The sequence below is a fragment of the Nocardia sp. PLKS1-43 genome, from assembly GCF_059510335.1.
In genome coordinates, this window is record NZ_JCAJZQ010000009.1 from 41,078 (window position 1) to 64,003 (window position 22,926).

25 protein-coding genes, 1 tRNA gene and 1 pseudogene are annotated in these 22,926 nt (G+C 60.5%); 18 read left to right on the top strand and 9 right to left on the bottom strand.

Features of this window, described 5'->3' with window-relative positions:
* Nucleotides 1-65: 65 nt before the first annotated feature.
* Genes AC5WS7_RS27615 through AC5WS7_RS27635 form a run of 5 tightly spaced genes read right to left on the bottom strand, consistent with a single transcriptional unit; the run spans nt 66 to nt 5,308 of the window.
* The gene (locus tag AC5WS7_RS27615; RefSeq protein WP_495957513.1) at nt 66-1,064 is read right to left on the bottom strand and encodes a PIN domain-containing protein; all 999 of its coding nucleotides are present in this window, start codon (nt 1,062-1,064) and stop codon (nt 66-68) included.
* A gap of 9 nt (nt 1,065-1,073) precedes the next feature.
* Nucleotides 1,074-1,952: an SMODS domain-containing nucleotidyltransferase gene (locus AC5WS7_RS27620; protein ID WP_495957514.1), complete on the bottom strand. Its 879-nt coding sequence runs from the start codon at nt 1,950-1,952 to the stop codon at nt 1,074-1,076.
* 1 nt (nt 1,953) lies between these two features.
* Entirely contained in the window at nt 1,954-3,006 is a 1,053-nt protein-coding gene (locus tag AC5WS7_RS27625; RefSeq protein WP_495957515.1) for an S-4TM family putative pore-forming effector, read from the bottom strand.
* Nucleotides 2,979-3,875 carry an aminoglycoside phosphotransferase family protein gene (locus tag AC5WS7_RS27630; RefSeq protein ID WP_495957516.1) on the bottom strand — a complete coding sequence of 299 codons (897 nt, stop codon included), beginning with the start codon at nt 3,873-3,875 and terminating at the stop codon, nt 2,979-2,981. Before AC5WS7_RS27630 ends, AC5WS7_RS27625 begins: the two co-directional genes overlap by 28 nt.
* The gene (locus AC5WS7_RS27635; protein WP_495957517.1) at nt 3,872-5,308 is read right to left on the bottom strand and encodes a helix-turn-helix domain-containing protein; all 1,437 of its coding nucleotides are present in this window, start codon (nt 5,306-5,308) and stop codon (nt 3,872-3,874) included. Before AC5WS7_RS27635 ends, AC5WS7_RS27630 begins: the two co-directional genes overlap by 4 nt.
* Nucleotides 5,309-5,814: 506 nt before the next feature.
* Between AC5WS7_RS27635 and AC5WS7_RS27640 the strand changes: the two genes are divergently transcribed.
* The 3 genes from AC5WS7_RS27640 to AC5WS7_RS27650 are packed head-to-tail and all read left to right on the top strand — an operon-like array spanning nt 5,815 to nt 6,478.
* Nucleotides 5,815-5,967 carry a hypothetical protein gene (locus tag AC5WS7_RS27640; RefSeq protein WP_495957518.1) on the top strand — a complete coding sequence of 51 codons (153 nt, stop codon included), beginning with the start codon at nt 5,815-5,817 and terminating at the stop codon, nt 5,965-5,967.
* Nucleotides 5,968-6,027: 60 nt separating this feature from the next.
* Nucleotides 6,028-6,222: a hypothetical protein gene (locus AC5WS7_RS27645; protein WP_495957519.1), complete on the top strand. Its 195-nt coding sequence runs from the start codon at nt 6,028-6,030 to the stop codon at nt 6,220-6,222.
* Between the two features lies 1 nt (nt 6,223).
* Nucleotides 6,224-6,478, top strand: coding sequence for a hypothetical protein (locus AC5WS7_RS27650; protein WP_495957520.1), 255 nt, complete (start codon nt 6,224-6,226; stop codon nt 6,476-6,478).
* A gap of 51 nt (nt 6,479-6,529) precedes the next feature.
* On the opposite strand, the gene AC5WS7_RS27655 is transcribed toward AC5WS7_RS27650, so the two are convergent.
* Complete coding sequence (locus AC5WS7_RS27655; protein ID WP_495957521.1) at nt 6,530-6,877, bottom strand: hypothetical protein; 348 nt, start codon at nt 6,875-6,877, stop codon at nt 6,530-6,532.
* A 133-nt stretch (nt 6,878-7,010) separates the two neighbouring features.
* Entirely contained in the window at nt 7,011-8,336 is a 1,326-nt protein-coding gene (locus AC5WS7_RS27660) for a hypothetical protein (protein ID WP_495957522.1), read from the bottom strand.
* Nucleotides 8,337-8,517: 181 nt separating this feature from the next.
* Between AC5WS7_RS27660 and AC5WS7_RS27665 the strand changes: the two genes are divergently transcribed.
* The 11 genes and pseudogenes from AC5WS7_RS27665 to AC5WS7_RS27715 all read left to right on the top strand — a co-directional run.
* Nucleotides 8,518-8,823, top strand: coding sequence for a hypothetical protein (locus AC5WS7_RS27665; RefSeq protein ID WP_495957523.1), 306 nt, complete (start codon nt 8,518-8,520; stop codon nt 8,821-8,823).
* Between the two features lie 16 nt (nt 8,824-8,839).
* Nucleotides 8,840-9,130, top strand: a complete 291-nt coding sequence (locus AC5WS7_RS27670; protein ID WP_495957524.1) for a hypothetical protein — start codon at nt 8,840-8,842, stop codon at nt 9,128-9,130.
* 271 nt (nt 9,131-9,401) lie between these two features.
* Nucleotides 9,402-9,599 (top strand): hypothetical protein, encoded by a 198-nt coding sequence (locus AC5WS7_RS27675; RefSeq protein WP_495957525.1) that lies wholly within the window; start codon nt 9,402-9,404, stop codon nt 9,597-9,599.
* Nucleotides 9,600-9,882: 283 nt separating this feature from the next.
* On the top strand, nt 9,883-10,152 hold the full coding sequence (locus AC5WS7_RS27680) for a hypothetical protein (RefSeq protein WP_495957526.1): 270 nt from the start codon (nt 9,883-9,885) through the stop codon (nt 10,150-10,152).
* A complete protein-coding gene (locus AC5WS7_RS27685; RefSeq protein ID WP_495957527.1) occupies nt 10,142-12,343 on the top strand; it encodes a type IV secretory system conjugative DNA transfer family protein in 2,202 nt (733 codons plus the stop codon). Before AC5WS7_RS27680 ends, AC5WS7_RS27685 begins: the two co-directional genes overlap by 11 nt.
* Nucleotides 12,340-13,335 carry a replication-relaxation family protein gene (locus AC5WS7_RS27690; RefSeq protein ID WP_495957528.1) on the top strand — a complete coding sequence of 332 codons (996 nt, stop codon included), beginning with the start codon at nt 12,340-12,342 and terminating at the stop codon, nt 13,333-13,335. The genes AC5WS7_RS27685 and AC5WS7_RS27690 overlap by 4 nt, the downstream gene beginning before the upstream one ends.
* Nucleotides 13,332-14,399: a DNA-methyltransferase gene (locus tag AC5WS7_RS27695; protein WP_495957529.1), complete on the top strand. Its 1,068-nt coding sequence runs from the start codon at nt 13,332-13,334 to the stop codon at nt 14,397-14,399. Before AC5WS7_RS27690 ends, AC5WS7_RS27695 begins: the two co-directional genes overlap by 4 nt.
* Before the next feature lie 90 nt (nt 14,400-14,489).
* A complete protein-coding gene (locus AC5WS7_RS27700) occupies nt 14,490-14,831 on the top strand; it encodes a hypothetical protein (RefSeq protein ID WP_495957530.1) in 342 nt (113 codons plus the stop codon).
* A gap of 293 nt (nt 14,832-15,124) precedes the next feature.
* Nucleotides 15,125-15,514: a helix-turn-helix domain-containing protein gene (locus AC5WS7_RS27705; RefSeq protein WP_495957531.1), complete on the top strand. Its 390-nt coding sequence runs from the start codon at nt 15,125-15,127 to the stop codon at nt 15,512-15,514.
* 91 nt (nt 15,515-15,605) lie between these two features.
* Complete coding sequence (locus AC5WS7_RS27710; RefSeq protein WP_495957532.1) at nt 15,606-16,247, top strand: ImmA/IrrE family metallo-endopeptidase; 642 nt, start codon at nt 15,606-15,608, stop codon at nt 16,245-16,247.
* 2 nt (nt 16,248-16,249) lie between these two features.
* Nucleotides 16,250-17,335, top strand: a pseudogene (locus AC5WS7_RS27715) (recombinase family protein); the annotation flags it as partial.
* Between the two features lie 390 nt (nt 17,336-17,725).
* On the opposite strand, the gene AC5WS7_RS27720 reads toward AC5WS7_RS27715, so the two are convergent.
* Together AC5WS7_RS27720 and AC5WS7_RS27725 are read right to left on the bottom strand one after the other, a co-directional pair.
* Nucleotides 17,726-17,908 (bottom strand): hypothetical protein, encoded by a 183-nt coding sequence (locus AC5WS7_RS27720; RefSeq protein ID WP_495957533.1) that lies wholly within the window; start codon nt 17,906-17,908, stop codon nt 17,726-17,728.
* A 76-nt stretch (nt 17,909-17,984) separates the two neighbouring features.
* Nucleotides 17,985-18,060: transfer RNA gene (locus AC5WS7_RS27725), tRNA-Ala, on the bottom strand.
* Nucleotides 18,061-18,370: 310 nt separating this feature from the next.
* Here AC5WS7_RS27725 and AC5WS7_RS27730 point away from each other — a divergent pair.
* The 4 genes from AC5WS7_RS27730 (at nt 18,371) to AC5WS7_RS27745 (ending at nt 22,822) form a co-directional block, all read left to right on the top strand.
* Nucleotides 18,371-18,814: a GyrI-like domain-containing protein gene (locus tag AC5WS7_RS27730; RefSeq protein WP_495957534.1), complete on the top strand. Its 444-nt coding sequence runs from the start codon at nt 18,371-18,373 to the stop codon at nt 18,812-18,814.
* Entirely contained in the window at nt 18,811-19,245 is a 435-nt protein-coding gene (locus tag AC5WS7_RS27735) for an effector binding domain-containing protein (RefSeq protein ID WP_495957535.1), read from the top strand. Before AC5WS7_RS27730 ends, AC5WS7_RS27735 begins: the two co-directional genes overlap by 4 nt.
* Nucleotides 19,246-19,783: 538 nt before the next feature.
* A complete protein-coding gene (locus AC5WS7_RS27740; protein WP_495957757.1) occupies nt 19,784-21,598 on the top strand; it encodes a putative bifunctional diguanylate cyclase/phosphodiesterase in 1,815 nt (604 codons plus the stop codon).
* A 96-nt stretch (nt 21,599-21,694) separates the two neighbouring features.
* Nucleotides 21,695-22,822: a glycosyltransferase gene (locus AC5WS7_RS27745; RefSeq protein WP_495957536.1), complete on the top strand. Its 1,128-nt coding sequence runs from the start codon at nt 21,695-21,697 to the stop codon at nt 22,820-22,822.
* The last annotated feature ends 104 nt before the right edge of the window (nt 22,823-22,926 follow it).

Genomic DNA, 22,926 nt, shown 5'->3' on the forward strand with positions numbered 1-22,926 from the left:
GTCAAAGGGTTTTTACACCAAGGACAACGGCTCGATGACAGACGGCAACCTGAGCCCAGGCGACGTCATGTGTCGAGAAAGTCCCACTCGCTGCCCAGTACCCATCGAAGAGTTGAAAGTTTGCCATGTAGCATTCCGAGTTCGAAATCGCTGTACGGCCCGAGATTCTCGGCTCCACCGAATTTCTCTTCTACTCGCTTGCGCCCCGGCCCAGCAACCTTGTTCAGCTGCATGACGCCAGCGTTATCGTTGGCGTCCTCAAGTTCGTACTCATGCATGAGGGATCGGTGGTACCAAATACGATCGAAGTATTCCTGCTCTGCCTCAATTATCTCGTCCAGCCGCCTTGGGTCTTCGCTAAAGTCATAATCTGCAAGCCTCTCATCCAGCTCTTCGCGACCGATCTCCGCCGCAAGAACACTTTCCAACCCCGTCATTCCGAGTCCATAATTAGAACGACTATCAGTAAACATTTCCGCCAAGTCTGGGTGCGGATCACGCTTATCGCCATTGACCTTGGAGAAATCGTCTGAGTTTGTCGTTATGAAGGCATGTGAGTGGGCAGCCAGTTCCGCCTCTTCGAGTTCGGTCGCGTACAGTTCGATAAGCAGCGCATCCGCCACACTGTTTTTTGACCTGTGGAAGGGGGCGCGCTTCTCAAGCCCTCGTTGCACAACTCGTGCATGCTGATCCGGCGTTGGGTCGAGCTGCCGCCCGCTAATCAAAAGCCTATGAATGTCGTCGAAGTTCCGCGTCGTCATTGCGCCGATGAGTGGAACATTATGAGCAAGTCCTTCGACTATTGCGATCGCCTGCTCATGATCGTCACCTGCATAGTCGTTAAGGTCTTTCTTTATCAGTCTAAAACGTTCCGCTACGCTTGCCGTCATTGACGCCTCGATGCGAGGACGGTTACGGGTGAACTCCTCAATTACCAAGGTAGGAACTAACAATTCCAACTGACCGCTCTGTGTCAGATCGTGAAGTGTCCATATCCAACGTTGACCGTCCCTGCGTTTCGCAAGGTCAAGCCATGTGGAAGTGTCAATCAGTAGGCGCAGCATAACGACGACTCACCCATACTCCGGGAAGTTCGACCCGAGAATGATCCTCCAGAGTCGCATTGCCTCTTTATGGTCACCCCGGTTCTCCGCCGAAATCGCCTGGTCTGCCCTATCGCGGGCAGCGCGGAGCGCATTGTTGATAGCATCTCGGTCACTCATAGATAGGTACGTAGATATGTCGCCGCCATACCCAGCGGGATCCTGAACGCTTAGATTATAGAGGTTGTAATCAAAGAACATCTTCAACGCTGTACGCCTGTTCGCACTGAGCGAAGAGAATGTTCGAGCTGCCATCATTTCAAGATGAAATGACATCAGTCGACTGCTGTGCGCCTTGTTCCACTGTTTTACGATCACGACGAAACGCTTGAGATTCCCGTCGAGCTCAGAATTTCTTCTGTTCATGTACGATTCATGCTCGATCGGGTCAGTCGTAATCCATCCCCCTGAACCATCAGGAATTCCGTATCCGCCCGTGTCGTACTTAACTACCGCCGCAACATCAACCACTGGGCCGCTTGTATAAAATAGCCTGACAGCCTGTCCCCTGGCGCCGATCTTCTTGACCGAGGAGGCGTTATTCAGCTCACGCCGAACCCTGTACAAGAAGTCCGTCGAGCTGTAGCAATACGTCCTGCTCCAAAGGTCGGCATCAACATGCAAGTGAACAAGCAGGTCGATGTCGTCGAACGGACGACTTGCTGTATGTCGACCAAGTGAACCGATAATTTTAGTCGATTGATACTGCATCGTCGATGTAGACGGAAACGCCTTCTCAAGCGCGTTTACCACATACGCCTTGCGAGCGGCAACTATGTCCTTTATCGCGGTATCTTCTTTAATTGCATCGTAAAATTCGTCAAAAGCCTGCGCTGTAGTGATAGCCATATCAATTACCGTGCCCTGCCTCGCGTGAGAGCAACTTCGCCGCTGTTGTCATGGCTGCCTCATTTCGGTTACGCCTGAGCTTATAGATCAAATCTGGAACCTGCGGCGAATAGCGACGCAGTTCAAACAATCGCTCCTGCCAAACAAGCAGGTCCCGACTTTCGAGTTGTCTAGCGTTGTCTGCAAGTTTCTCTTCAATCGCAATGGACATTTCCCTGCGTTCCCGCCCAGCTCTACGAATTCCTACCCAATACTCCCAGACATCCAAAGCTGCGGGAAGCAGGGGAAACGCGATGCCGAGCAAAAGCTTTTCCAGGCTTAGGTCTAGGATGAAACTGACGGCCACTAGAGCTACAGTCCACAGAACAAGTGCAATAATCCAAACTCTGGCCGTAGTTCTAAGAAGTTGGTCCCAATATGAAACGTTAGCTCGTTGGCAGATGGCAACTGTCACAATACCGCGCTGATCCGGATCAACCGGATACCAATCGTGCAGATTCTGCTTTTCAACCTCTGAGTCGATAAGATGGTCCGGACCGGCAAGGAGGGAGATTGCTTCCCAGGACGGAAACTCTGCTCGTCGCCCACTAGAGGGCATGCCGTAGACGGCAAAGTCGAAGCGTTCCTGCACTGCGGCCGCTTGCTCGGTTCGGTTACGCTCAAGCTGTAGGAGAATTGTACGCCCAAGGAACACCCACAAGCCGGCAACGGCACCCGCGATAACAGCGAACTTCGGCCAGATAACGGCTACGGGCGGCGCCACTAACGCAATCACTAGCATGCCTAACCACCGAAGGCCAAGCCATCGCTTCGACAGCGAATACAATCGCCTCTGTGCGAGCAATAACCTAAGGGCACCAGGCTCGTTTTGAGCGGCTGAAATACTCCGACTATCGGGAACTATATATTCGTGCGCCTCATCTGCGACCATGATGTGGCCATCTACCTTTCTATATGAACAGTAGCATAACGAACAAAAATTCACCACATTTGTTCGTGGAAATAACGCTTGGGGAAGCGTACGGTTTATTCCAACATTTGCCAGTGTGACCATGGTCGGTTATCGGCCTGGCCGCGAATGCATGCCAACCGATGGAGGGCCTGCCCTCGCCAGTTTGGCTCAGTCGTTGCCATCTGCACCCCCATCGTCGTCATCCGGAACTCCCTGATGTCCCGAAGCAACTCGAAGCCCTCCCACGTCGTGACGTCATACCCGTAGACATCGCAGAACTCGCCGTACTGTTTCGCGCTGATCCAGCCGAACGACGACCACTTGATCGCCGTATGCACTAGGTCCCACTCCGGTGGTCCGATCGAGGTTCGCTCTAGGTCAAGCAGGATCGCCCGCCCGTCGTCGGCGGCAACCACATTGCCCACCCAGGCGTCACCGTGAATCACGCACCACGGCAAGCCCTTCGGCAATTGCTTCCACCGTTCGCGAAGTTCCGCGAGGTGCGAGAACATCCAACTTCGATCGTCATCGCTAAGGACAGTTGCCGCCTTGATCCGCTCCTCCAGCCGGACGAACGGTGCAACCTCCCCGAGCGTGAAATCTGCCGGCGGCACCAGCGCGTGCAGCTGTTTGAGCGCGGCGGCCACCTGTGCCGGGGTTCCGTGATGGTGCGGCGGAAGCTCACGCCAAAACGTCACCGATCGGCCGTCAACGTCGACGGGCTGTTCGATGCTCGGCGCGACTTGAACAGCATCGACGCCCGCGGCTTCCAACCATCGAGCCACCGCTACCTCTCGCGAGGCGGCAGCCTGTTGCCCTGGTCGGCTAATCCGCACCACAATGTCGCCAGGCAGCCGGTAGATAGCGTTCTCGCCGAGACGCAGCAGTTCGGCTTTCGTCGGATCGAAGCCCGCTGCGATACAGGCAGACTGAAGAACGGTCGACACGTCGTCCTGGCGCGCTTCGCTCATACCCCCGCCACAACAGCGCCGATCCTGGTGCGGAGCTCGTTAGCCTCCGTTGAATCCTGGTGCCGCTGGGCAAAGTTCGCCAGTTCTCGCAAATCGTCGGCAGCCCGCCGCGATCGGACGTGGCCGGCATCGACCAAAGCAGCTGTTCCGAGCGCGGCCGCTTCGAGCGGGTCGCCGGTAGCCATTGTCAGTGACGCTAGCTTGGTGCCCGAGATCGCGCGGGATCTGACATAGGTGTCAGTGTGCCCAATGACGGCCGTGCGAAGCCGTTGCTTCGCCTCGGTGACGAACCGTCCTTGAACAGCGAGGTCGAACAGTGCGTGGCCGGTATCGCCGGAATGCTGGGCCGCGTCGTAGTAAGACATCCACGGCGGATCGTTCTCGGGCGACGCATCAGAAAATGAGTCGTCAGCCTCGCCGATCGTCCGCATTGCGTCTTCGACGCGATGAAGTTTGGCTAGCGCTCGCGCTCTCGCCGACTGAAGCATTGCCCGCTCGGTGGCCGTCAGCCGATCAGATCGCACCATCGCGAGTTCGATGTACGTCAGTCCGTCATCAGGGTTGCCGCACCAGATCGCTTGCCGAGCCATGGACGAGAGCACCTTGCTTCGGAGGTGCCAGTCACCAGCCTCTTCAGCACAGGTCAACGCCAGCTGGAACATGTTGCGGGCATCAGCGTGGGCGTAGGCGTCGAACGCCATGAACCCGGCGGTGTGACCGAGGAACCCGACCGCGCTGTGCAGGTCGGCGCGGTGCCGTTCCAAGCACCGGGCATTGAGCAAGCTGACGGCGTAGCGAAGCTGCGCGCCGACGGCTTCGCGAACCAGGCCGCCACCGTATGCATGATCCCAGGTGCTGAACTCGCGGGCAGTTTGGCGGATCTGCTCGATCTCGGTCGCACCAACCATCGAAGGCACGGGGGTGGGCTGAATCGTGTTGAGTAGGTCCATCAGCGGCGCGGCAGCGCTGGTCGCCGTCACTCCGAGCGCGGCCCGAAGAAAGTCTTGGCGCTTCACGTCATCGAGCGTAGCGGCGGAAGCGTCGGGCAGCTTGAACCACAACAAGTCCGCAGGAATGCCGAGAACCTGCGCCCACCGAATGAGCTTCGACAGGTACTCCGGGGCCGGCCCCTTCTCCATGCGGCTGAGCTGGGCTTGAGTCACGCCGAGCCAGCTGGCTACGAGTTCCTGTGGCAACGTTCGGCCATGGTAGGGATGCGTCCGGTACGCCGCGATGACCAGCCCCATGTGCCAGGTTGCAAGCGCGTCGCGCATCTGATCCGTTTGCCAGAATCCGAGCGGCACCTGCGGCGGCTGAGCCATCTCTTGACGGAAGGCGGCCTCGCACGAAGCGCAGAACGACTGCCCGTTGTAGCTGTTCAGACGGTTGCCGCAGCGTGTGCAGTACCGCTGCGTTTTGGGTGCCCGCGTCATCAATGCCCCTGATCCGGTCGGTTCACGCACGGTTTGCCCTGGTCGGCGGGACATTACCACCGGCGGACATCCATCGCCATACGCCGAACGTATATCGCAAAACCGCTGGTCGCGTGGCAATTCGGTGCCATGAAACGCGCGCCAGACATCACCGGAGCGCATCCGAATGCATAGCGGTCGTACAGATTTCGGCATAACGGAGGAATGGAGGATCGGGAACGGTGGACATGGCACCCGACACCAAGCCGACGTCGTTCTTCCGTACGGCGCACCTGTTCCGATGAGTCGGCGCGGGTGGCGAAAGCCCTTGGTGTCGAGTGCCTTTAGCAAATTTATTCACGTAGTGGGAGGTCGCTTCCGATGCCACTTACGACGTTGGCCATACGTTGCCCGATCAAGGTTGCGACGCTTCAGGCTCTGATCGCAGCCGACCGTGTCATGCCTCCGAGTAGACCTCGGTGATAGCGATGCCGCACCGCCGCCACATTCACATCGAAACTGGTGTCTTGAGCCTCGACTACCAGGCAAGTGCGGAGCAGGCGCAAAACGTAGCTGATGAGCTGGCGCAACAATTTTCGAGTCTGAAGCTCCGAGTGACCGTCGATGATGAGGTGCGCCCCGATCTTCCGCTGTTGCCCTGCGCGGAACTGTGGGACTGACGGCCAAAACATCACTGCTACAGAAGGTTTCAACTAGCGACCAGGACGGAACAACTCTCAATGCCGAAGCCGATGCCAGATAGGACATTCGTTCACGCCGACGGCAAGTTGGCCGAGTTCATGTGCCAAGTGCACCTGCTGGAACTGACCTACGATCGCGCAGAGGAGCTGCGGCGCATCCATCGGTTTCATCATCCGGATGAATGCATCGTCCATCTGGAGGCGTCGTACTTGCTCCTGATCGAAGCTGATTGATATGGGCGCGGAGCTGGTCTGGCTCCTATGGCCTGCGTCGCTGTTCTTTACGGCAGTCTTGAGTTTTCGTGTTGGCGCGTACTGGAATTCGAATGACACCCCGGGGCGGCATCGCCCAGAGATGATGTCAACGGGAGACGGAGAAGTTGGCGAGCTGGTCGAACAAGACGCTCGTTCGCTGCCGCCGCGCCCAGTGCGTTGGTGGAGCGATGAAGATGACACGGAAGAGCTGCCGATTGTTGACGATGGCTCATGAAATTTTCCAATTGAAAGGGGCCGTGTCGCAATTGCAACACGGCCCTGTCCTTCATTTTTCCCAGAAGCCTGGATCTTCATCAGTGGAGTCTTCCGGCTCGTCCTCGTCGAATATTGAGTCGACGGTCTCTGACAGCGCCTCGATTTGCTCCTCCAGATCCTGGATCTTCTCGTTGTTCTTGTCCAGAGCGCCACGAAATCCAGCCTCGTGGACGTAGCACAACAGGAGAAGGAAAACCAGCCAACATATCGCGAGCAGGTGAACTACAGAGGACATGTGCCGCCATTCACTGATGACCAGCGCCAGCGTGAATGCGAAGACCGCACTCTGAACGTTACTCCAGTAGAAGGGCGGCTTCAGGCTAGGGGAGTTGGGGGTTGAAGGGTTCGTCGTCGCCATGATTACCTCCGACGCGCGTGACCTGAAGCTACAGGTCAGTTGAGTCGCGACGGGAATGCCGACGACCGCCAGTTCTGCGCGCATTGGCTCAAAACCCACGGCATGTTTATTGTATCACATTTTGTATCAATAGTCAATATTGTATCTCTTTGACATGCACCTTTCTGTAAGGCGCACTTTTCTTATCTGCGTAGAGCGTGTACCAGTCCTCGCCGGATTTCTCAAGTTCTGCACTAACGGGTCTCTCAGTGTCGGGAACTTCGAGCCAGCTAACCGTTGTCAGCGTCTCCTCTGGACCCAGTGTCCAGTTGGTAGCGATTCCTGGGGCGGCCGGGTGACCGCAACGGAACTGGGGATGGTCAATGTCCGGCGACTGATGTTCAAGATCGTAGAAAACGAATTGGCCATTGGTTGTGTTGTTTCCGAAGAAGTTTTGGCAGTAACTTCCATCTTGGAGAATGATTCGCCACGGGAATTTCGTCATAGCTCCGAGGGGCCGAGACTTATCAACCTTGACGCCACCTGCCACGTGGAATCGCGTGTACTCGCCAGTTTTACCAGGGCCGTTACATATGACCGAATCGCCGTCGACCGCGAAGCACGGATCTAGTTTAAGTCGACCGCCCGCGTCGTTTGGAACTGGATATGGTGTTGGCGGCAAGCATAGAAAGGCGTCGTTGCGATTTGATGTCACGGACTTTCCGCAATAAGCTTGCCCGGGCTCTTCAAATGGCTGATCAGCGAACCTGCCACCGCTGAAGAAGGTCAATGCCGTTGTGGTTGAGACTGACGGAGATACGGCCGCCCCTGACAAGTTTGAATCTGTCGATTGTTCATTCGAACAAGATCGAATCCCCAAGGCTGAGGAGATTGCTAGCCCCACGCCAATCGCTGTTGCGAAGAATTTTATAAAATGAGATCGTTCAAGTCCCCTAAATGCACGATCAAATCGTTGCGCGCGACTCGTTAACGCTGACAGAAATGCTCTCCATGCATTGAAGGCGGACCTTCTTTCTCCCGAGGATGATTCACCCCCTGTGGGTTCGACCCCATCCGCCTCTTGTATCCTTTGCGCGCAGAATTCCAAGATGGCTTTGATGTAGTCTGTGATGAGTCGTTTCTCAATATGTCGGGTGAAGTACGACAGTTTTATATCCAGAACCGCCGCCGCCTCCCTCTGACGTTGCTCAACCCCGGTGCTTTGCTTCTTGTTAAAGCCGAAAAGGCGCGCGATAGCTTCCTGCTCAGCTTCATTTTCGAATTCCCCCGCCGCCAACCAAAGCAAATCTGAAATTTCTTTAGCCGTTGCTTTATCTGCCTTGGTCAGTCCTGCCGCGACCACACACTGCTTCAGGCTTGGGAGTGTCAGTTGGCGGATCGAAACCAGTCCTTTTTTCCTGATCTGCCCCAGTTCGCCTCTGATCGTCGCAGACGTCGGCAGGGTCGGTTGATCGGCCACGCACCGATCATGCCTCACGCCATCAGTGCCCGCCCAACCATCGGGCGCGCCCTCTACGCCTCCTGATCAGCACTTGCCGGAAGTTGCCGGTTTCCGCGTGCCGATTCCTGCCCATTTTTGCCTGGTTTCTCGGTGCACGATGGCGAACGTCCAGCTCAGACAACCGAAGGAGACAGACATCATGCCCTCGCTCATCCCTCGCTCCAACCCTCAACTCGCCGTGAACATCCTGGATGGCTTCACCCGTGCGGAAAGCCGGGAAGTGCAGCGACTCCAGAACCAGGCGATCGCCCGCGGGCTGGTTCGGGCTACCCGCATTCAGGCCGCCGGCATGGTCGCCGCTATCGGCCTCCAGACCACGGCGATGCTCTCGCGCGAAGCCAGCTACCACGCGGACGGCGATCCGGACATGGTCGCCCGGCTCGGCTACATCGTCGACCAGTACGCCTCGTTCGTGGGCAACGAGACCTCGCAATTTCACTACTGACAGAAGGAGTTTCAACATGACAAATTTCAACCCGGCACCCCTGCCGGAAGAGCCCGACGACCTGACCCGGCAGGCCCGCGACCTAGCCGATCTCCTGAAAGTGACGCCGCCCGGCGATCATCCGATCGTGGCGGAACACCTGGGGAACGGCGTGGTGATCTACATCGCCGGAGCCATGCACGACATCAAGGAGATGGTAGACGTCCATCACGACATGGCACCCGTTACGGCGCACCGGGTCATGACGTTCGTGCAGCAGGTGTCCCGCGACACGATGGAGTGGGTCAAGCAGTGGGCGCAGGAATGAGCCGGGGTCTTGACGCGACGGTGTTTCAGTGGCTCGCCGAGTTCATCGCGTGGTGGGTGCTGCTGTTCGTTCTGTACTTGCTCATCCTCTGGGGCATCAACAGGGCCGAGGTTGCGTGGGAGCGACACCGAGAGTTGCGACGCCTGCGGACTGCCACCCTCCGCGAATTGGCACGGATTGAGAGGCAGGCGGCTTGGAGTGCCGTCCGCGTCAATGCCGCGTATGCCGTTGCCCGGCACCGTGTTCGTGAAGCGGGTGCGAGGAGGCAGCGATGAGCAGTGCCGACCCGAAGAGTTGGGGCGACCGGTTCCTGTCGTTCTGCCTCGCTGTGCTGGGCGGCGTGGTCGCGTTGGCCATCGCCGTGGCCGTGCTCAAGTTCATCTTGGGCTGGCTTCTCGGCGCGTTCGGTCTCGCGGTGCTGGTATGGCTCGGCATTGTTGTATATCGCGCTACGCGAGACCGCTGGTAATTATCCGTCATATACACCCCGAGGGGATATGTCCGCCTCGCTGTTGTAAAAACAGCAGATCGTCTGTGAAGTTCGTTGACGAGGTAAATAGTACCCCGCATAGTAAAAGCAGACGACGCGGCAACAATTACCCCGCTCCCGGCTGAGCCAGCCTTACGCTGATCAGCAGTTCGTCCAAATCTACATCCCGCCGCCTGATTCCAGGCGTGGTTTTCTGCGCCCAAAAACTAGTCGGGCGGCGGGATGAGCGATAGCAACTAATACGCATGAAGGAGGACTAGAGATGTCAAAAACTAATCGACCCAATTACCGCCGAGAGGCTCAGGGAAAACATCGTCAGACCCGGCATCGGGGAGAAATTACGGTACGCAGCGTCAAGCGCAAAACGCCCGATCTGCGCAAGCTCAGTCGGGCGGTCATCGCGCTGGCTATGGCTGAAATGGACACCGAGAAGGAGACGACCAGCGACGCTCGCGTGGCCGCGTCGTCCGCTGACGGGCAGGCGCCGGCTTCGGGTGGCTCCGGCCAGGCGGAGGTCCGTCATGACGACTGACCAGCAAGCCTTGCCCCTTACGGCGGATGCGCTCGTGTGGCAGCAGGTGTTCTGGCCAGCGCCGTTTCCGGAGGCCACTGCGCTCGCCATCCTGCGCCACTGGGGAGCGCAGACCCACGCGCCTCAGCTCATCCTCGAAACACGCGCGGACGCTGACGGCGTTGAGTACCTGATCGGCTCCCGACTGCGCCACGCTCAAGGTGTACGGACGGCAATTGAACAGCTGGTGAAAGGCAGTGTCGTGGTCGGCTATCCGGACGACCGCGAGCCGATCACTGTGGCGCGCAAGCTCAAGCTGTCATCGGTGCGCCCGATCGACCCACGCGACGCGGTGGCCTCCACGCGCTCCATCCTCCACGCGCTGACCTCGGTACGTCATGGCGAACGGCTCGTGATTCAACAGGTGCTCGGACCACGTTGGCACCCGCGTTCAGTACCGGCTGAGCTGCCGCAGCATGATCAACCCGTAGTGTCCAAGGTGCTCTATGGCACTCTCCCGGAACGCCGGGCCGATGCCCGGCAGGCCATTGCCGAGAAGGTCGGCCAGCACGGGTTCATATCCACGCTTCGTATTGGCGTTCACGCTAGTGCGTCCGAGCGGCGGCGGTCACTGTTGCTCGGCTTGGCGGCGGCGATGAATACGGTCGAAGCTCCGGGAGTCCGCTTGACCTTGCGCCCGGAGCAGCCGGCCAAGCTGAACCGCCCGCGGACTGCGTGGTCGCTGTTCGCGCGAGCTCAGCAGCTTTCGGTTGTCGAGACCGCACGCCTCATTGCCTGGCCGATCAACGACCGCGACCACGACGAACCCTTCCCCGGCCAGCCACCGCGTCATCCGAAGCCAGTCCGGCCGTCAGCTGCCGTACTGGCGGGCGAGCGGGTGATTGCCAATGCCAACGCACCCGGCGTGACGGGCACGCTTGGCTACAGCGTTACCGATGCGATGCGGGCGACCTGGGTACTCGGGCCGCCGGGCGTGGGCAAGTCGAGCCTGTTCACCAATTTGATCGTTCAGGATCTGGAAGCAAACCGCCCCGTCGTTGTCATTGAGCCGAAAGACCTTGTGGCCGACATCTTGGAGCGCATTCCTGCGTACCGAATGGACGACGTAGCCGTCCTCGACGTAATGGACAGCGCGCCAATCGGTATCAATCCGTTGGACGGCAAGCATCGAGGCGGAAGAACACCTCAAGTCGTGGCCGACTCGCTTTTCTCGATGTTCCGTTCGATTTATGGTGACAGTCTCGGCCACCGATCCGCCGATATTCTACGAAATTCGCTGGAGGTGCTGGCCCGGCGTGATGACGCCTCGCTGGTAATGATTCCGCTCCTCCTCACCAATCCCGGCTTTCGCCGTTCTCTGACACAACAAATTGTTCGCGAAGACCCCTATGTCGCTGGCCCGTTCTGGCAGTGGTTCGACAGCCTGTCGCCCGAAGCGGTCGCGAATATCACGGCACCGTTGTCCAACAAGCTCCGGCCGCTGATGACAAGGCAGCTCCGCGCGGTCCTCGCGCAACGCAATCCGAAATTCAATATCCGCCAGGTGCTTAATGAGGGAAAGGTGCTGCTTGTGCCGCTCCAGAAGGGCGTTATCGGGCCTGAGTCCGCGCAGTTGTTGTCGGCCGCCGTGCTTTATGAGCTGTACCAGGCAATCCTTGAACGCGCGGGCACGCCTGAAAGTAGCCGCATTCCGGTCATGGTATATGTCGATGAGGTGCAGGAATTCCTGCGCTTCTCCGACGATTTGTCTGAATCGTTGGCGGTCGTACGCAGCCTCAAATGCGCCTACCATCTCGCACACCAGCATGAGGCGCAGCTTCCAAAGGCGATGCTGGAGGCATTTAGAAACAACATCCGAAATCGAGTATGCTTTCAGCTTCAGCCGGGTGACGCTAAAGATATGGCAGCCGGTCAATCTGACCTGTCATCAGAAGATTTCGGCTCTCTTCCGGCCTTTCATGTGTACGCAAGTTTGATCCGTGACAACAGCGTACAGCCGTGGATCTCCGGGGTGACCCTGCCGCCACCACCGAGGACCAGCGACCCCGACGAGGTGCGCCGACGCAGCCGCGAACGCTACGGCCAGCCGCTCGATGAGATTGAGGCCGGGTTCGCCGACTTGGTGGCTGGCATGGACGGCAAGGGGCATGTAGCAAATGCCAACCAGGGCCGGAAAGCGAGGCGGTCATGAGTGGTGAACCAGTGGGGCGACGGGGAAGCGCCGAGGCTGACAGTAGCCGTATCGCTGGCCGTTTCCCCTCAACGAACACCCCAGCATCATCGCTGGCCAGTCCATCTCCTTCCGCTTTTCCGCCCGCTAATGATGGTGGCCATCCGGCCACCACACCGCCACCAGCGAACCGTGTGGGCAAGCACCAACTGCAGCGACTTGCCGATCAGCTGAGCGACCGCGACTGGGCGATCCTGCATTCGGTTGCCGAACACCGCTTTTTGACCGTCAGTCAGATTTGCGCGCTGCATTTCCATGATCTTGGCTCGATATCTGGCTTGCGCCGGACGCAACGAGTCCTTGCCCGCCTAAGAAAAACCGGCTTGCTCGAAACGTTGACCCGACGGGTGGGTGGCATGCAAGCGGGCAGTCACGGCCTGGTGCATTATGTGGCAGCTGCCGGAGAGCACCTGCTGAGAACTGAATCAGGTGACGTCGCGCGGCGGCGCTGGCATGAACCATCGGCGCGGTTCGCTGATCACCATTTAGCGATTGCCGATTTGCGGATCGAATTGGAGATTGCCCAGCGCGGCCAGTCCCTCGAACTTGTGCGGCATGAAGTTGAACCGGCCGCCTGGCGACGATACAGCGGACTCGGCGGCACGCTCACTACCTTGAAGCCGGACGCTTACTTTGAGACCTCTTCGACTCCCGACAGCGACTTTGTTGACGCTTGGTTCATCGAAGTAGACCTCGGCCACGAAACAATCCGAACGCTGATCAAGAAATGCCACGAGTATGAGCAGTATCGACGCCAAGGCATTGAGCAAGAAGAGGGCGGATTTCCCTGGGTGATCTGGAGTCTGACCCACAAGGACAAGGCCAAAGCGGAACGACGACGCACCGCGCTCCGAGAGGCTATCGACAATGACCGTCAGCTTGACCCCGACATTTTCCATGTGACAGCACCTGAACAAGTGCTGCCGATAATCCAGAAAGGAGCGTCTATATGACCAAACATTCCCATCTTAGCCTCGTCCACGGAGGGCACTTCGAACGCAACCAGATTCTTTTGGGTGACGCGCTCGATCGGCTGCGTCAGATACCGGAAGGTTCCATTGACCAGGTGCTCACCAGTCCGCCGTACTTTCGGCTTCGCAACTACGGCACCGACGATCAAATCGGCCTCGAAAGCCACGTCGAGCAATGGGTCGAGCGGCTCGCCGCTGTCAGCGCGGAGGTTCACCGTGTCCTTGTTCCCACCGGCACCTACTGGCTGAATCTCGGTGACACATACTCGTTTCACCACTCCCAAGGCGCCCCACGAAAAAGCTTGCTGATGGCGCCCGAACGTCTGGCGCTGCGTTTGCAACGGGATGGCTGGATCATCCGAAACAAAGTCGTTTGGGCCAAGACCAACCCAATGCCGATCAGCGTGCGCGACCGCCTGGCCTGCACCTACGAAGTCATCTACGTGTTGGCCAAGCAACCGACATACTTTTTCGACCTCGACGCCATCCGCCAGCCGCACAAGACCCGCTCACCTAAGCCGTACCGTATGAAACGTCCCAGCGAGGAAGCTTGGCGCGGCCCCAACGGCGACACCGCCACCGGCCTCGACAGCCTCAAGGCGTCCGGACTGGCCGGGCATCCGCTCGGCAAGAACCCGGGCGACGTCTGGCAGCTTGCTACCGCCAACCATCGTGGCGATCACCACGCCATGTTCCCAATGACGTTGGCCTCAAGGGCAATCCAAGCTGGGTGTCCGGAGGCGCGTTGCACCCGATGCCGGCGGCCATGGCGTCGGCGCGTTATCCGGGCTCTCGGCGGCGTTGCTTCGCGGGCAGCGCTCGGGCCCACCTGCGATTGCCGTGCGCCAAACGAGCCCGGCATTGTCGCCGACCCGTTCATGGGCAGCGGCACCACCGCCGTCGCCGCTGAAGAGCTGGCACGCGAGTGGCTGGGAGTCGAACTCAATCCGGCCTTCGCCGCGCTAGCCAACGACCGCATCGCGACCGAACGTCAGAAGCGGCAACCCGACGCCGAAGGCACCCACCCCGGCGCTCCGGCCGCGTAGTCAGAGGTCGGCACCTCGTCGGTGCCGTGCGGCTGGGAATCGAAACGGCACACGGCCATTCACCAGTCGCACCAACACCGAGGAGGACTCGTGTCCGCACCGGAACAGCAAGGCCGCAGCGTAAAAACGCTCGGGGTCAAGCTGGAACCTGATGTCCACGCCCAGCTGAGCTTTATCGCTCAGCTCCGGGAAGGGACGATCACCGACGAAATCCTGATCGCCATCCGCACGCACATCGAGCGCGCGAAGGACGATCCGGAACTCCGCTCGCGCGCCGAAGAGGTGCAAGCAGAAATCGAGCGCGAGGCCGCGGCGAGGCGCGACGCCATCGCCACCCTGTTCGCTACACCTGGCACCACACCGGAGGCAGCATCCAGCAGCGGCGCGGCTCGATCCCGCGGGCGGAGTAAGGAGGCCACGTCGGATAGCTGACCGCGAGAGCTTCGCGCTCGGCAAGTGGGCCGGGAGGGTGCAGATTGAGCGACATGTTCGCTCTCTGCATCCGCTCGGCCCTCCACCCTACAAACGTGGCGAACTGACCTGGCGGACAGAAATTGTAACACGGAATTAGCGCAATTCTTCCGCCTGATACGCAATTAATATGATAAGGAGGGATAGGTGAGTAACTGATTTGCAATGAACGCGCTTGTTGTTCATTCCACACGAGGTAACTATTGCCTCGAAATGGAGATTGTAAGAAAATAAGATAAAGGAGCACGAAGCGCATGAGCAATAATTCACACGACAACATGATGGGATCAGAGACGACCCCGCTTGGAGTATTGCTCAAGACGCTGCGCGAAGAGCGTGGGCTGACCCATTATGCTTTGCAAGAACGCTCCGGCATCGACCGAACCAACCTTAGGCGGATTGAATCGGGTATCCTCGCGCACGTTAAACCAGCCACGCTGGAAAGGCTTGCCGACGCGCTCGACGTCGATGTCGAAGATTTCTATGAAGCCCACTGGGAGACAACAGGCCAGCCACTCCCGAGCATACCGACGTACTTTCGCACCAAACACCGCCACCTGACCGACGGCGACATTGCCAAAATCGAAGACTTCGTGCAACGCACTGAAGAAGAACGAATCAGGACCAGCGGGACATCCCAGTAGCGCCCGGTAGCAGGCCACCCTGAGCCCACCGATACCCCTTCTTTCTTACATTCTCATACTTCTCACTATCGCGACCGGAAAGGAGGTCATTATGAACCGTGCCCATATTCCACCAACTCTGACATCGCTAAGGAGACTGCTGCCACGGCGCGACGTCACTTACGGCGAGGCAATCGTTATTGCCGAGCAGCAAGCCAACCGCCTCGCTGCCGCGTGGGGTCATCGCCCTATCCAAGAACTCGACATTCTCAACCTGACACGGCTCGATATCGTCCGTGAGAATTTTGGCCACCAGACAAAGCCTGGCGGCACTGTGCATTCCGGCGCCAGCCGTTACCACAACGGCCGCTGGATGATCTGGCTCGAAGCTACCGAATCTGAAGCACGCCAACGTTTTACGATCTGCCATGAGCTCAAGCACATACTCGATTGGCCGCACCAGTCGAGTTACAAGAACCTCAGCCAACGAGAAATTGAGCGGATATGCGACCACTTCGCCGGTTGTCTGCTCATGAGTAAAGTGTCCATCTATCAGCTGTGGGGTGATGGCCTGCGTACTCCCGAAGCATTGGCCGCCACTTGCCGAGTCTCCCTGGCCGCCATGAAAGTTAGGCTGCGAATCCTCCGTCTCCCCATAAATAGTGGCACAAGCCATTCACATCTTTGTCGTACTGACCACGGGCAGTACATACAACTGTCGCCAACTTACAAGCAAATGGAGGTAGCCGCATGACTATGAAGAAACGAACCTCAGCTGATCTGCTACGCGGCCTTGCGCCGCAACGGAGCGATGAAACCGATCCTACTCGCAGGCACAAGGCGATCTCACTGTTGCGGGTGTCCACCGAACGTCAGACACATACGGCGACAGATATTGATGAAGACGGGCTCTCGATTGCAACTCAGCGCGATCATAACAACAGCAAGGCGGAAGCCCTAAACGCTGACGTAGAAAAAGAATTCATTGAACCTGGCTACTCTGGCAAGACGATCGACCAGCGCCCGATCATCCGGGAGATTATGGAGTATCTGCAAGAGCATCCGGAAATTGAGTACTTGATCGTATATATGCGCTCGCGTGCCTTCCGAAATCACTTCGATGCCGCCATCTTGCAGGTCCAACTGCAAAAGATCGGCGTCCGGCTCGTGTCCGCCAAGGAGGACTTCGGCGAAGGCCCGCACGCTGTGGCGATGGAGGGCATGCTCGACATCATGAACGGGCTGCAAAACACTTTGCAGGGTCTCGACATCTCCACGAAGATGCGCCACAAAGCCATCAACGGCGGCACCCTCGGGCAAGCACGACTTGGCTATCTCAATGTGACGGTCGAGCATGATGGCAAGAAGATCAACACCGTTGATATTGATGAAAAGCGTGCGCCGCTCGTCAAGAAAGCCTTCGAGCTGTACGCCAGCGGTGACTACACGTTGGAGCGTCTCGAAGCGACCATGGCTGACCTCGGCTTGACCGCCAGAGCCAACAGCCGGTGGCCGGAGCGGCCCGTGACATTCAAGTGGCTGCATCGAATGCTCCGAGACCCGTACTACATCGGGTACGTCACGTACAAGGGTGAGGTCTATCAAGGCCGCCACGAACCGCTCATCGAGCCAGAGCTGTTCTACCGGGTGCAAGACGTCATGAACATCCGCAGCGCCAACGGCCAACGTGATCGCGTCCTTCAGCACTACCTCAAGGGGGCTCTGTTCTGCGACCGCTGCGAACGCAACGAGCGCACCAGCCGGCTCATCTACACCGAGGCCAAGGGGCGGGGTGGCGGCGTCTACAACTATTTCCTCTGCCGTGGCCGCCAAGATGGTGTATGCGACTTGCCGTACCTCCCTGCCGAAGAGGTCGAGGCCGCCATCGTCGCCCACTACCGAACTCTTGCCCTGCCACAAGAGTTCATCGCTGACGTGACTCGCATGCTCGACGAGGCTGTGGCTGATCGTCAGGGAAGCGTCCGTGCGATGAACGCCCGACTGAACAAACGACTTAAAGAACTGGATGTCAAGGAGGAGCGCCTGCTCGACCTCGCTGCTGACGGCGAGCTTCCGCAGGGCAAGATCAAGGCACGCCTCCGCAAGATCGAGATGGAACGCCATAGTGTCCAATCCGGTCTTCTCGGCACCACGGCCGAACTCGCAACCGGCGTCGAAATCGTCAAGACGGCGCTCGAACTCGTCACCGACCCCCACGGCCTCTACGAGCGCTCACCGGATGACACCCGTCGCTTCATGAACCAGACCTTCTACGAAGCCTTCTTCCTCGATGAGAACGGCGTACGTGCTGACAAGCTCAACCAGCCGTTCGACGACTTCCATCGGGCCGCCAGGCTCCACGCCGCAGGCCAGACAACGAAAAAGGGTTCCCGCGCTGCGGGAACCCCTGATCATGATGTGGATTCTTCTTCTGGTGAGACTCGTACCTTGACCGGCATCTTTTCGGTTTCCGGTTCGAGTACGGCCTCTATGGTGGAGCTAAGGGGAATCGAACCCCTGACCTTCTCGATGCGAACGAGACGCGCTACCAACTGCGCTATAGCCCCGTGGTTCGTTTCCGAACCGACGTTGGAGAACTGTAGCAGGTAGGTGGGGGAGACTCCGAATCGGCTGGTGGGGAGGGGTTCGAAGGGGGTGACGCCGGAGGGGGTCGTAGCGTGGGATGTGGGCTGGGGTGGGGAAATTGCCGATAATTTGCGACTCGGGTGGTAGTGGGGTGTGGCAAACGTTGGTGCGCGGGGGCGGGGTCGTGTCGGATATGTCTCACAGGGCGGGTTGATAGCATGACGGTTCTGGGCGGACGGGTCCGGCCGCGCATGCGCTGCCTGCGCGAATACTTCGAAAGAGTTGTCATCCATGCAGTTTGAGATCGTCGAGCGGGACGAGACATGGGTTGCCGGGCTGCCCGTGCGGAGCCCCAAGCGCGCGCTCGGGGAACTGCGTGACCGGGATCTGGACGCGGCGTGGGGCGCGGTTCTGCATCAGGAGCTCGGCGGGCCTCTGGCCTGCGCTTATACGGACTATTCGGCGGATATGAGCACGTTCAACACGCAGATTGTCGGATATCAGTGCAGTTCGTTCGACCAGGTCACCCGCGGGCACATCGTGGCGCGGCTACCGCGGGGAGTGTATGCCCGGTTTTCCTCGGTGGGGAACTTTCCGCAGATCATGACCGATCTGTGGACTCAGATCGCTTACGCCGAGGAGCACAACCAGATCAAGCGCACTCACACCGGGGATCTGGAGTGCTATCCACACGCCTACAAGATCGATCTGTATCTGGCGGTCCACCCGCGATGAGTTACACGATCGTACTGCGTGACCAGGCGATCTACGGTGGCCTGGTGGTGCCGCGGGTGCGGCCCAGCTTCAAGGTGAGCAACAGCGAGCTGATCGAATTCCTGCGCGACCGGCTGCGCGATCGTGACGACGGCGCCGACCGGGCGTTGTACACCGTGTACGTCCCCGATCCGGCCGGAAACTACAACGTTCTGGTCAGCTACGACTATCCGGCGGTGGACGCGATTCCGGCCGGCGATGTGCTGGTCCGGGTTCCCAAGGGCGTCTACGCGCGGTTCGAGCCCAATGGCGACTACCACGATCCGGTCGAGGATGTGTGGGCCCAGGTCGACGACGCGACCGCCTCGGCCGAGATCACCCGGGCCTACCGGGAGGAGATCGAGATCTGGCGCGGGCCGAAGGTCGAGCTCTACATCTCGATCCTGGTGTAACCAGCGGAGATAGCTACCGAGTAGCCATTTTGGAACCAACCGGTCTTCTCATTCCGTCCGATTACTAAAGTCACCGTCTTGACCAGGGACAATTCAGGACCTTATGCCCCGGTTTCGGAAGATTTGCCGGATGTCTGGTCAATTCCTGCCCGATGACGGATACTGCCTTAGCGACCAACCCCGGACACCGGCCGCGATCCGGCCGTCACCGGGGAGGGTCTCGGTAGGGCGCGGGATCGCGCAGCAACGGAGTAGGAATTCATGAGAGTCGAAGCGGCCCGTCACCCCGTGTTCGCAGGGATTTCCCCGGAGTTCGCCGATACACTAGCGTCACTTCGGTACAGGTTCCAGGGCCGACCGGACGGGCCTGTCCATGAGATCATGGCGTTGGTGTTCCGTCTGAGGTATGCCGCCCGCACTACGGTCCGCAGCAGGCGGTTCCCGGTGCCGGGTATGAGTTCCCGCAGCTGACGCGATCGGAGATAAGGTGCCTCGGCGGACACTCGACTCACTGGTGACACAGGTCGCCTCGGAGTTGATGGGTGTCGACGCCACCACCCTGGTGGCGGCGACGGAGCGTGTGCTAGCAAGCCTGATCGAACATTTCGACGTGGACTTCTGTTATCTGCGACGGACCGACCGGGAGCGTCGCGCCACCATCCTGGTCGCCGAGTGGCCGCCGCGACAGTGTGTGCCCGACCCGGACCCGCTGGGCATCGTGTACTTCGACGATCCGGACCCCGCCTTCAAGGCTTTCGAACACGCCACCGAGCCGGTCATCGTGCGCCCCGGCAAGGCGTTCACCCCCTATCGCGACCTCGCCCGCCGGACGGCGGGCATCACCGATCTGACCTCCGCGGCGGTCCCGCTGCTCTCCCGCGGCGCGCCGATCGGCCTGTTGGGTTTCATCAAATTGGGCGACCGCGAGTGGAGTACTCGCGAACTCAACGTGCTCAAGGCGATCGCCTCGCTGTTCGCCCAGTTGCAGGCGCGGGTGGAGGCCGAGGAGCGGCTGCGCTACATCGCCATGCACGACGATCTGACCGGTCTGGCGAACCGCAGGGCCCTGCTGGAGTACATGGAGGAGCGGCTGCAGCCGGGCAACCCGGGGCCGGTCGCGGCGTTCTTCCTGGATCTGGACCGGCTCAAGGCGCTCAACGACTTCCTCGGACACACCGCGGGCGACAATTTCATTCGCACGCTGTCCACGAGACTGCGCGAACACCTGGATCCGGCCGATATGATCGCGCGCCTCGGCGGCGACGAATTCGTCATCGTGCCGGCCAAACCCATGGAGGCGGTCGAGGCCGAGCTAGAGGGCACCCGGTTGCAGCAGCTCATCGCCCGGCGGGTCACCGTGGGGGAGGAGTCGGTCAGCCGCGCGGCGAGCGTCGGAGTGGCGGTCGGGATTCCCGGTGAGGCGACCGTCGCCGATGTGCTGCGCCGGGCCGATCACGCGCTGCTGTCGGCCAAATCCGGCGGCGGCAACGGGGTCGCGGTGTTCACCGACGCCATGCGCGCCCAGTTCGAACTCCAGGACGACGTCGAACTCAACCTGCGCAGCGCGGTCTCGGACGGCTCGCTGCTGCTGCACTATCAGCCCGAGGTAGATCTGCGCACCGGCCGGATCGTGGCGCTCGAGGCGTTGGTGCGCTGGCAGCATCCCACCCGCGGGCTACTGCCGCCGGGGGCGTTCGTCGGGGTCGCCGAGGCGACGAACCTGGCCGGTGAACTCGGGCGCTGGGTGATCCGCACCGCCTGCTCGCAGTTCGCGCAGTGGCGGCGGCAGGGGCTGGCCTCCAATGTCGTCATCCGGATCAACGTCTCGCCGGTGCAGCTGGTGAGCCTGGATTTCGTGGAGTCGATCGAGGACACCCTGCGCAGCAACGGCATCGACGGCAGTTCGGTCTGTCTGGAGATCACCGAACACGTCGTGGTGCAGGATCTGGCACGCACCCAGCTGACCCTGCGCGGGCTCAAGCGGATGGGCGTGCAGATCGCGATCGACGATTTCGGCACGGGCTACAGTTCGCTGTCGCACCTCAAGGCCCTGCCGGTGGACGCGGTCAAGATCGATCGCGGATTCGTGCAGCGGCTCGGGGTGAGCACCGACGATCTGGCGATCGTGAAATCCATCGTCGGCCTGGCCGGGTCGTTCGGACTCGGCGTGGTCGGCGAGGGTGTGGAGACCGCGGTCGCCGCGCGCACCCTGGTCGGGCTGGGTTGCTATCGGGCCCAAGGCTTTCTCATCGCACGGCCGCTGCCGCCCGAGGCCGTGCAGACACATCTGTCGGCCGGGCGGATTCCGCTCGATCTCGAGCTTCCCCGGGTGTCCCGGGCCGCGAAACGCTAGCATCACGGGCTGCCCGCACCAGCCGGTCGGCGATACTTCCACCCCTGTTCACGCGCCGTTGCCCCGCAGGGCCGGCTGCCGCTGGACGATCGGCGCGTGCGCATCGTTCAGCTGGCCAACTTCTACGGGCCGCGGTCGGGGGGACTACGTACGGCGCTGCATCATCTCGGCTCGGGATATGCGGCCGCCGGACACGAGGTGGTGTTGATCGTGCCCGGACCGCGGCGGGACGAGCAGATCCTGCCCGGAGGAGTGCTGCGAATAACCCTGCCCGCCTTGCAGATTCCCTGGACGCGCGGATACCGGGCGGTCGATCCGCGGAAGGTGGCCGATGTGCTGACCGGCATCCGGCCCGATGTGCTCGAGGTTTCGGATCGGCTGACGCTGCGCGGCTTCGGGCGCTGGGCGCGGCGGCGGGACGTGGCCGGGGTGATGATCTCGCACGAACGTCTGGATCGGCTGCTCGGCCAGGCGCTGCCCGGACCGATGGCCCGCCGCGCCGCCGACGTGGCCAACCGGCGAACCGCCGCGGATTACGACATCGTGGTGTGCACGACCGAGTTCGCGCGGGCGGAGTTCGCGCGGATCGACGCGCCGAACGTCGAATTGGTTCCGCTGGGCGTGGATCTGGAGATGTTCGCCCCGCATCGCCGCGACGGTCTGCTGCGGGCGAGTTATGCCGCCGCGGGCAATCCGCTGCTGGTGCATTGCGGCCGGTTGTCGGTCGAGAAGCGGGTGGATCGCAGCATCGAGGCGGTCGGCGCGCTGCGTCGCGAGGGCGTGGACGCGCGGTTGATCGTGGCCGGGGACGGTCCGCGCCGCGAATCGCTGGAGCGCCGGGCCCGCGGCCTGACGCCGCTGCCCGATGGACGTCCGGCGGTTCACTTCACCGGCTTCATCGCCGAACGCACCCGGCTGGCGACCCTGCTGGCCAGCGCCGATGTCTCGCTGGCTCCCGGACCGCACGAGACCTTCGGCCTGGCCGCGCTCGAGGCGCTGGCGGCCGGGACGCCCGTGGTGGCCAGCCGGTCCTCGGCGCTGGCCGATATCGTGACCGCCGAATGCGGTGCGGTCGCGGCGAACGATCCGGCGGATTTCGCGCGCGCGGTGACCGAGGTGCTCGCGCGGCCCTCGGCCGACCGGCGGCGGGCCGCGCGCAGCCGCGCGGAGCAGTTCACCTGGCCGGCGGCGGTTTCCCGCATGCTGCACGTCCTGGGCGGATAGCAGCGGATCCGGCCCGCGCGCGGATCTACCCCGTATGCTCCTGGACAGCACGGCAACAGGTCGGGCGCGCCGAGCGCCGGTCAGCGGATCGGTTCGGCGTCCGC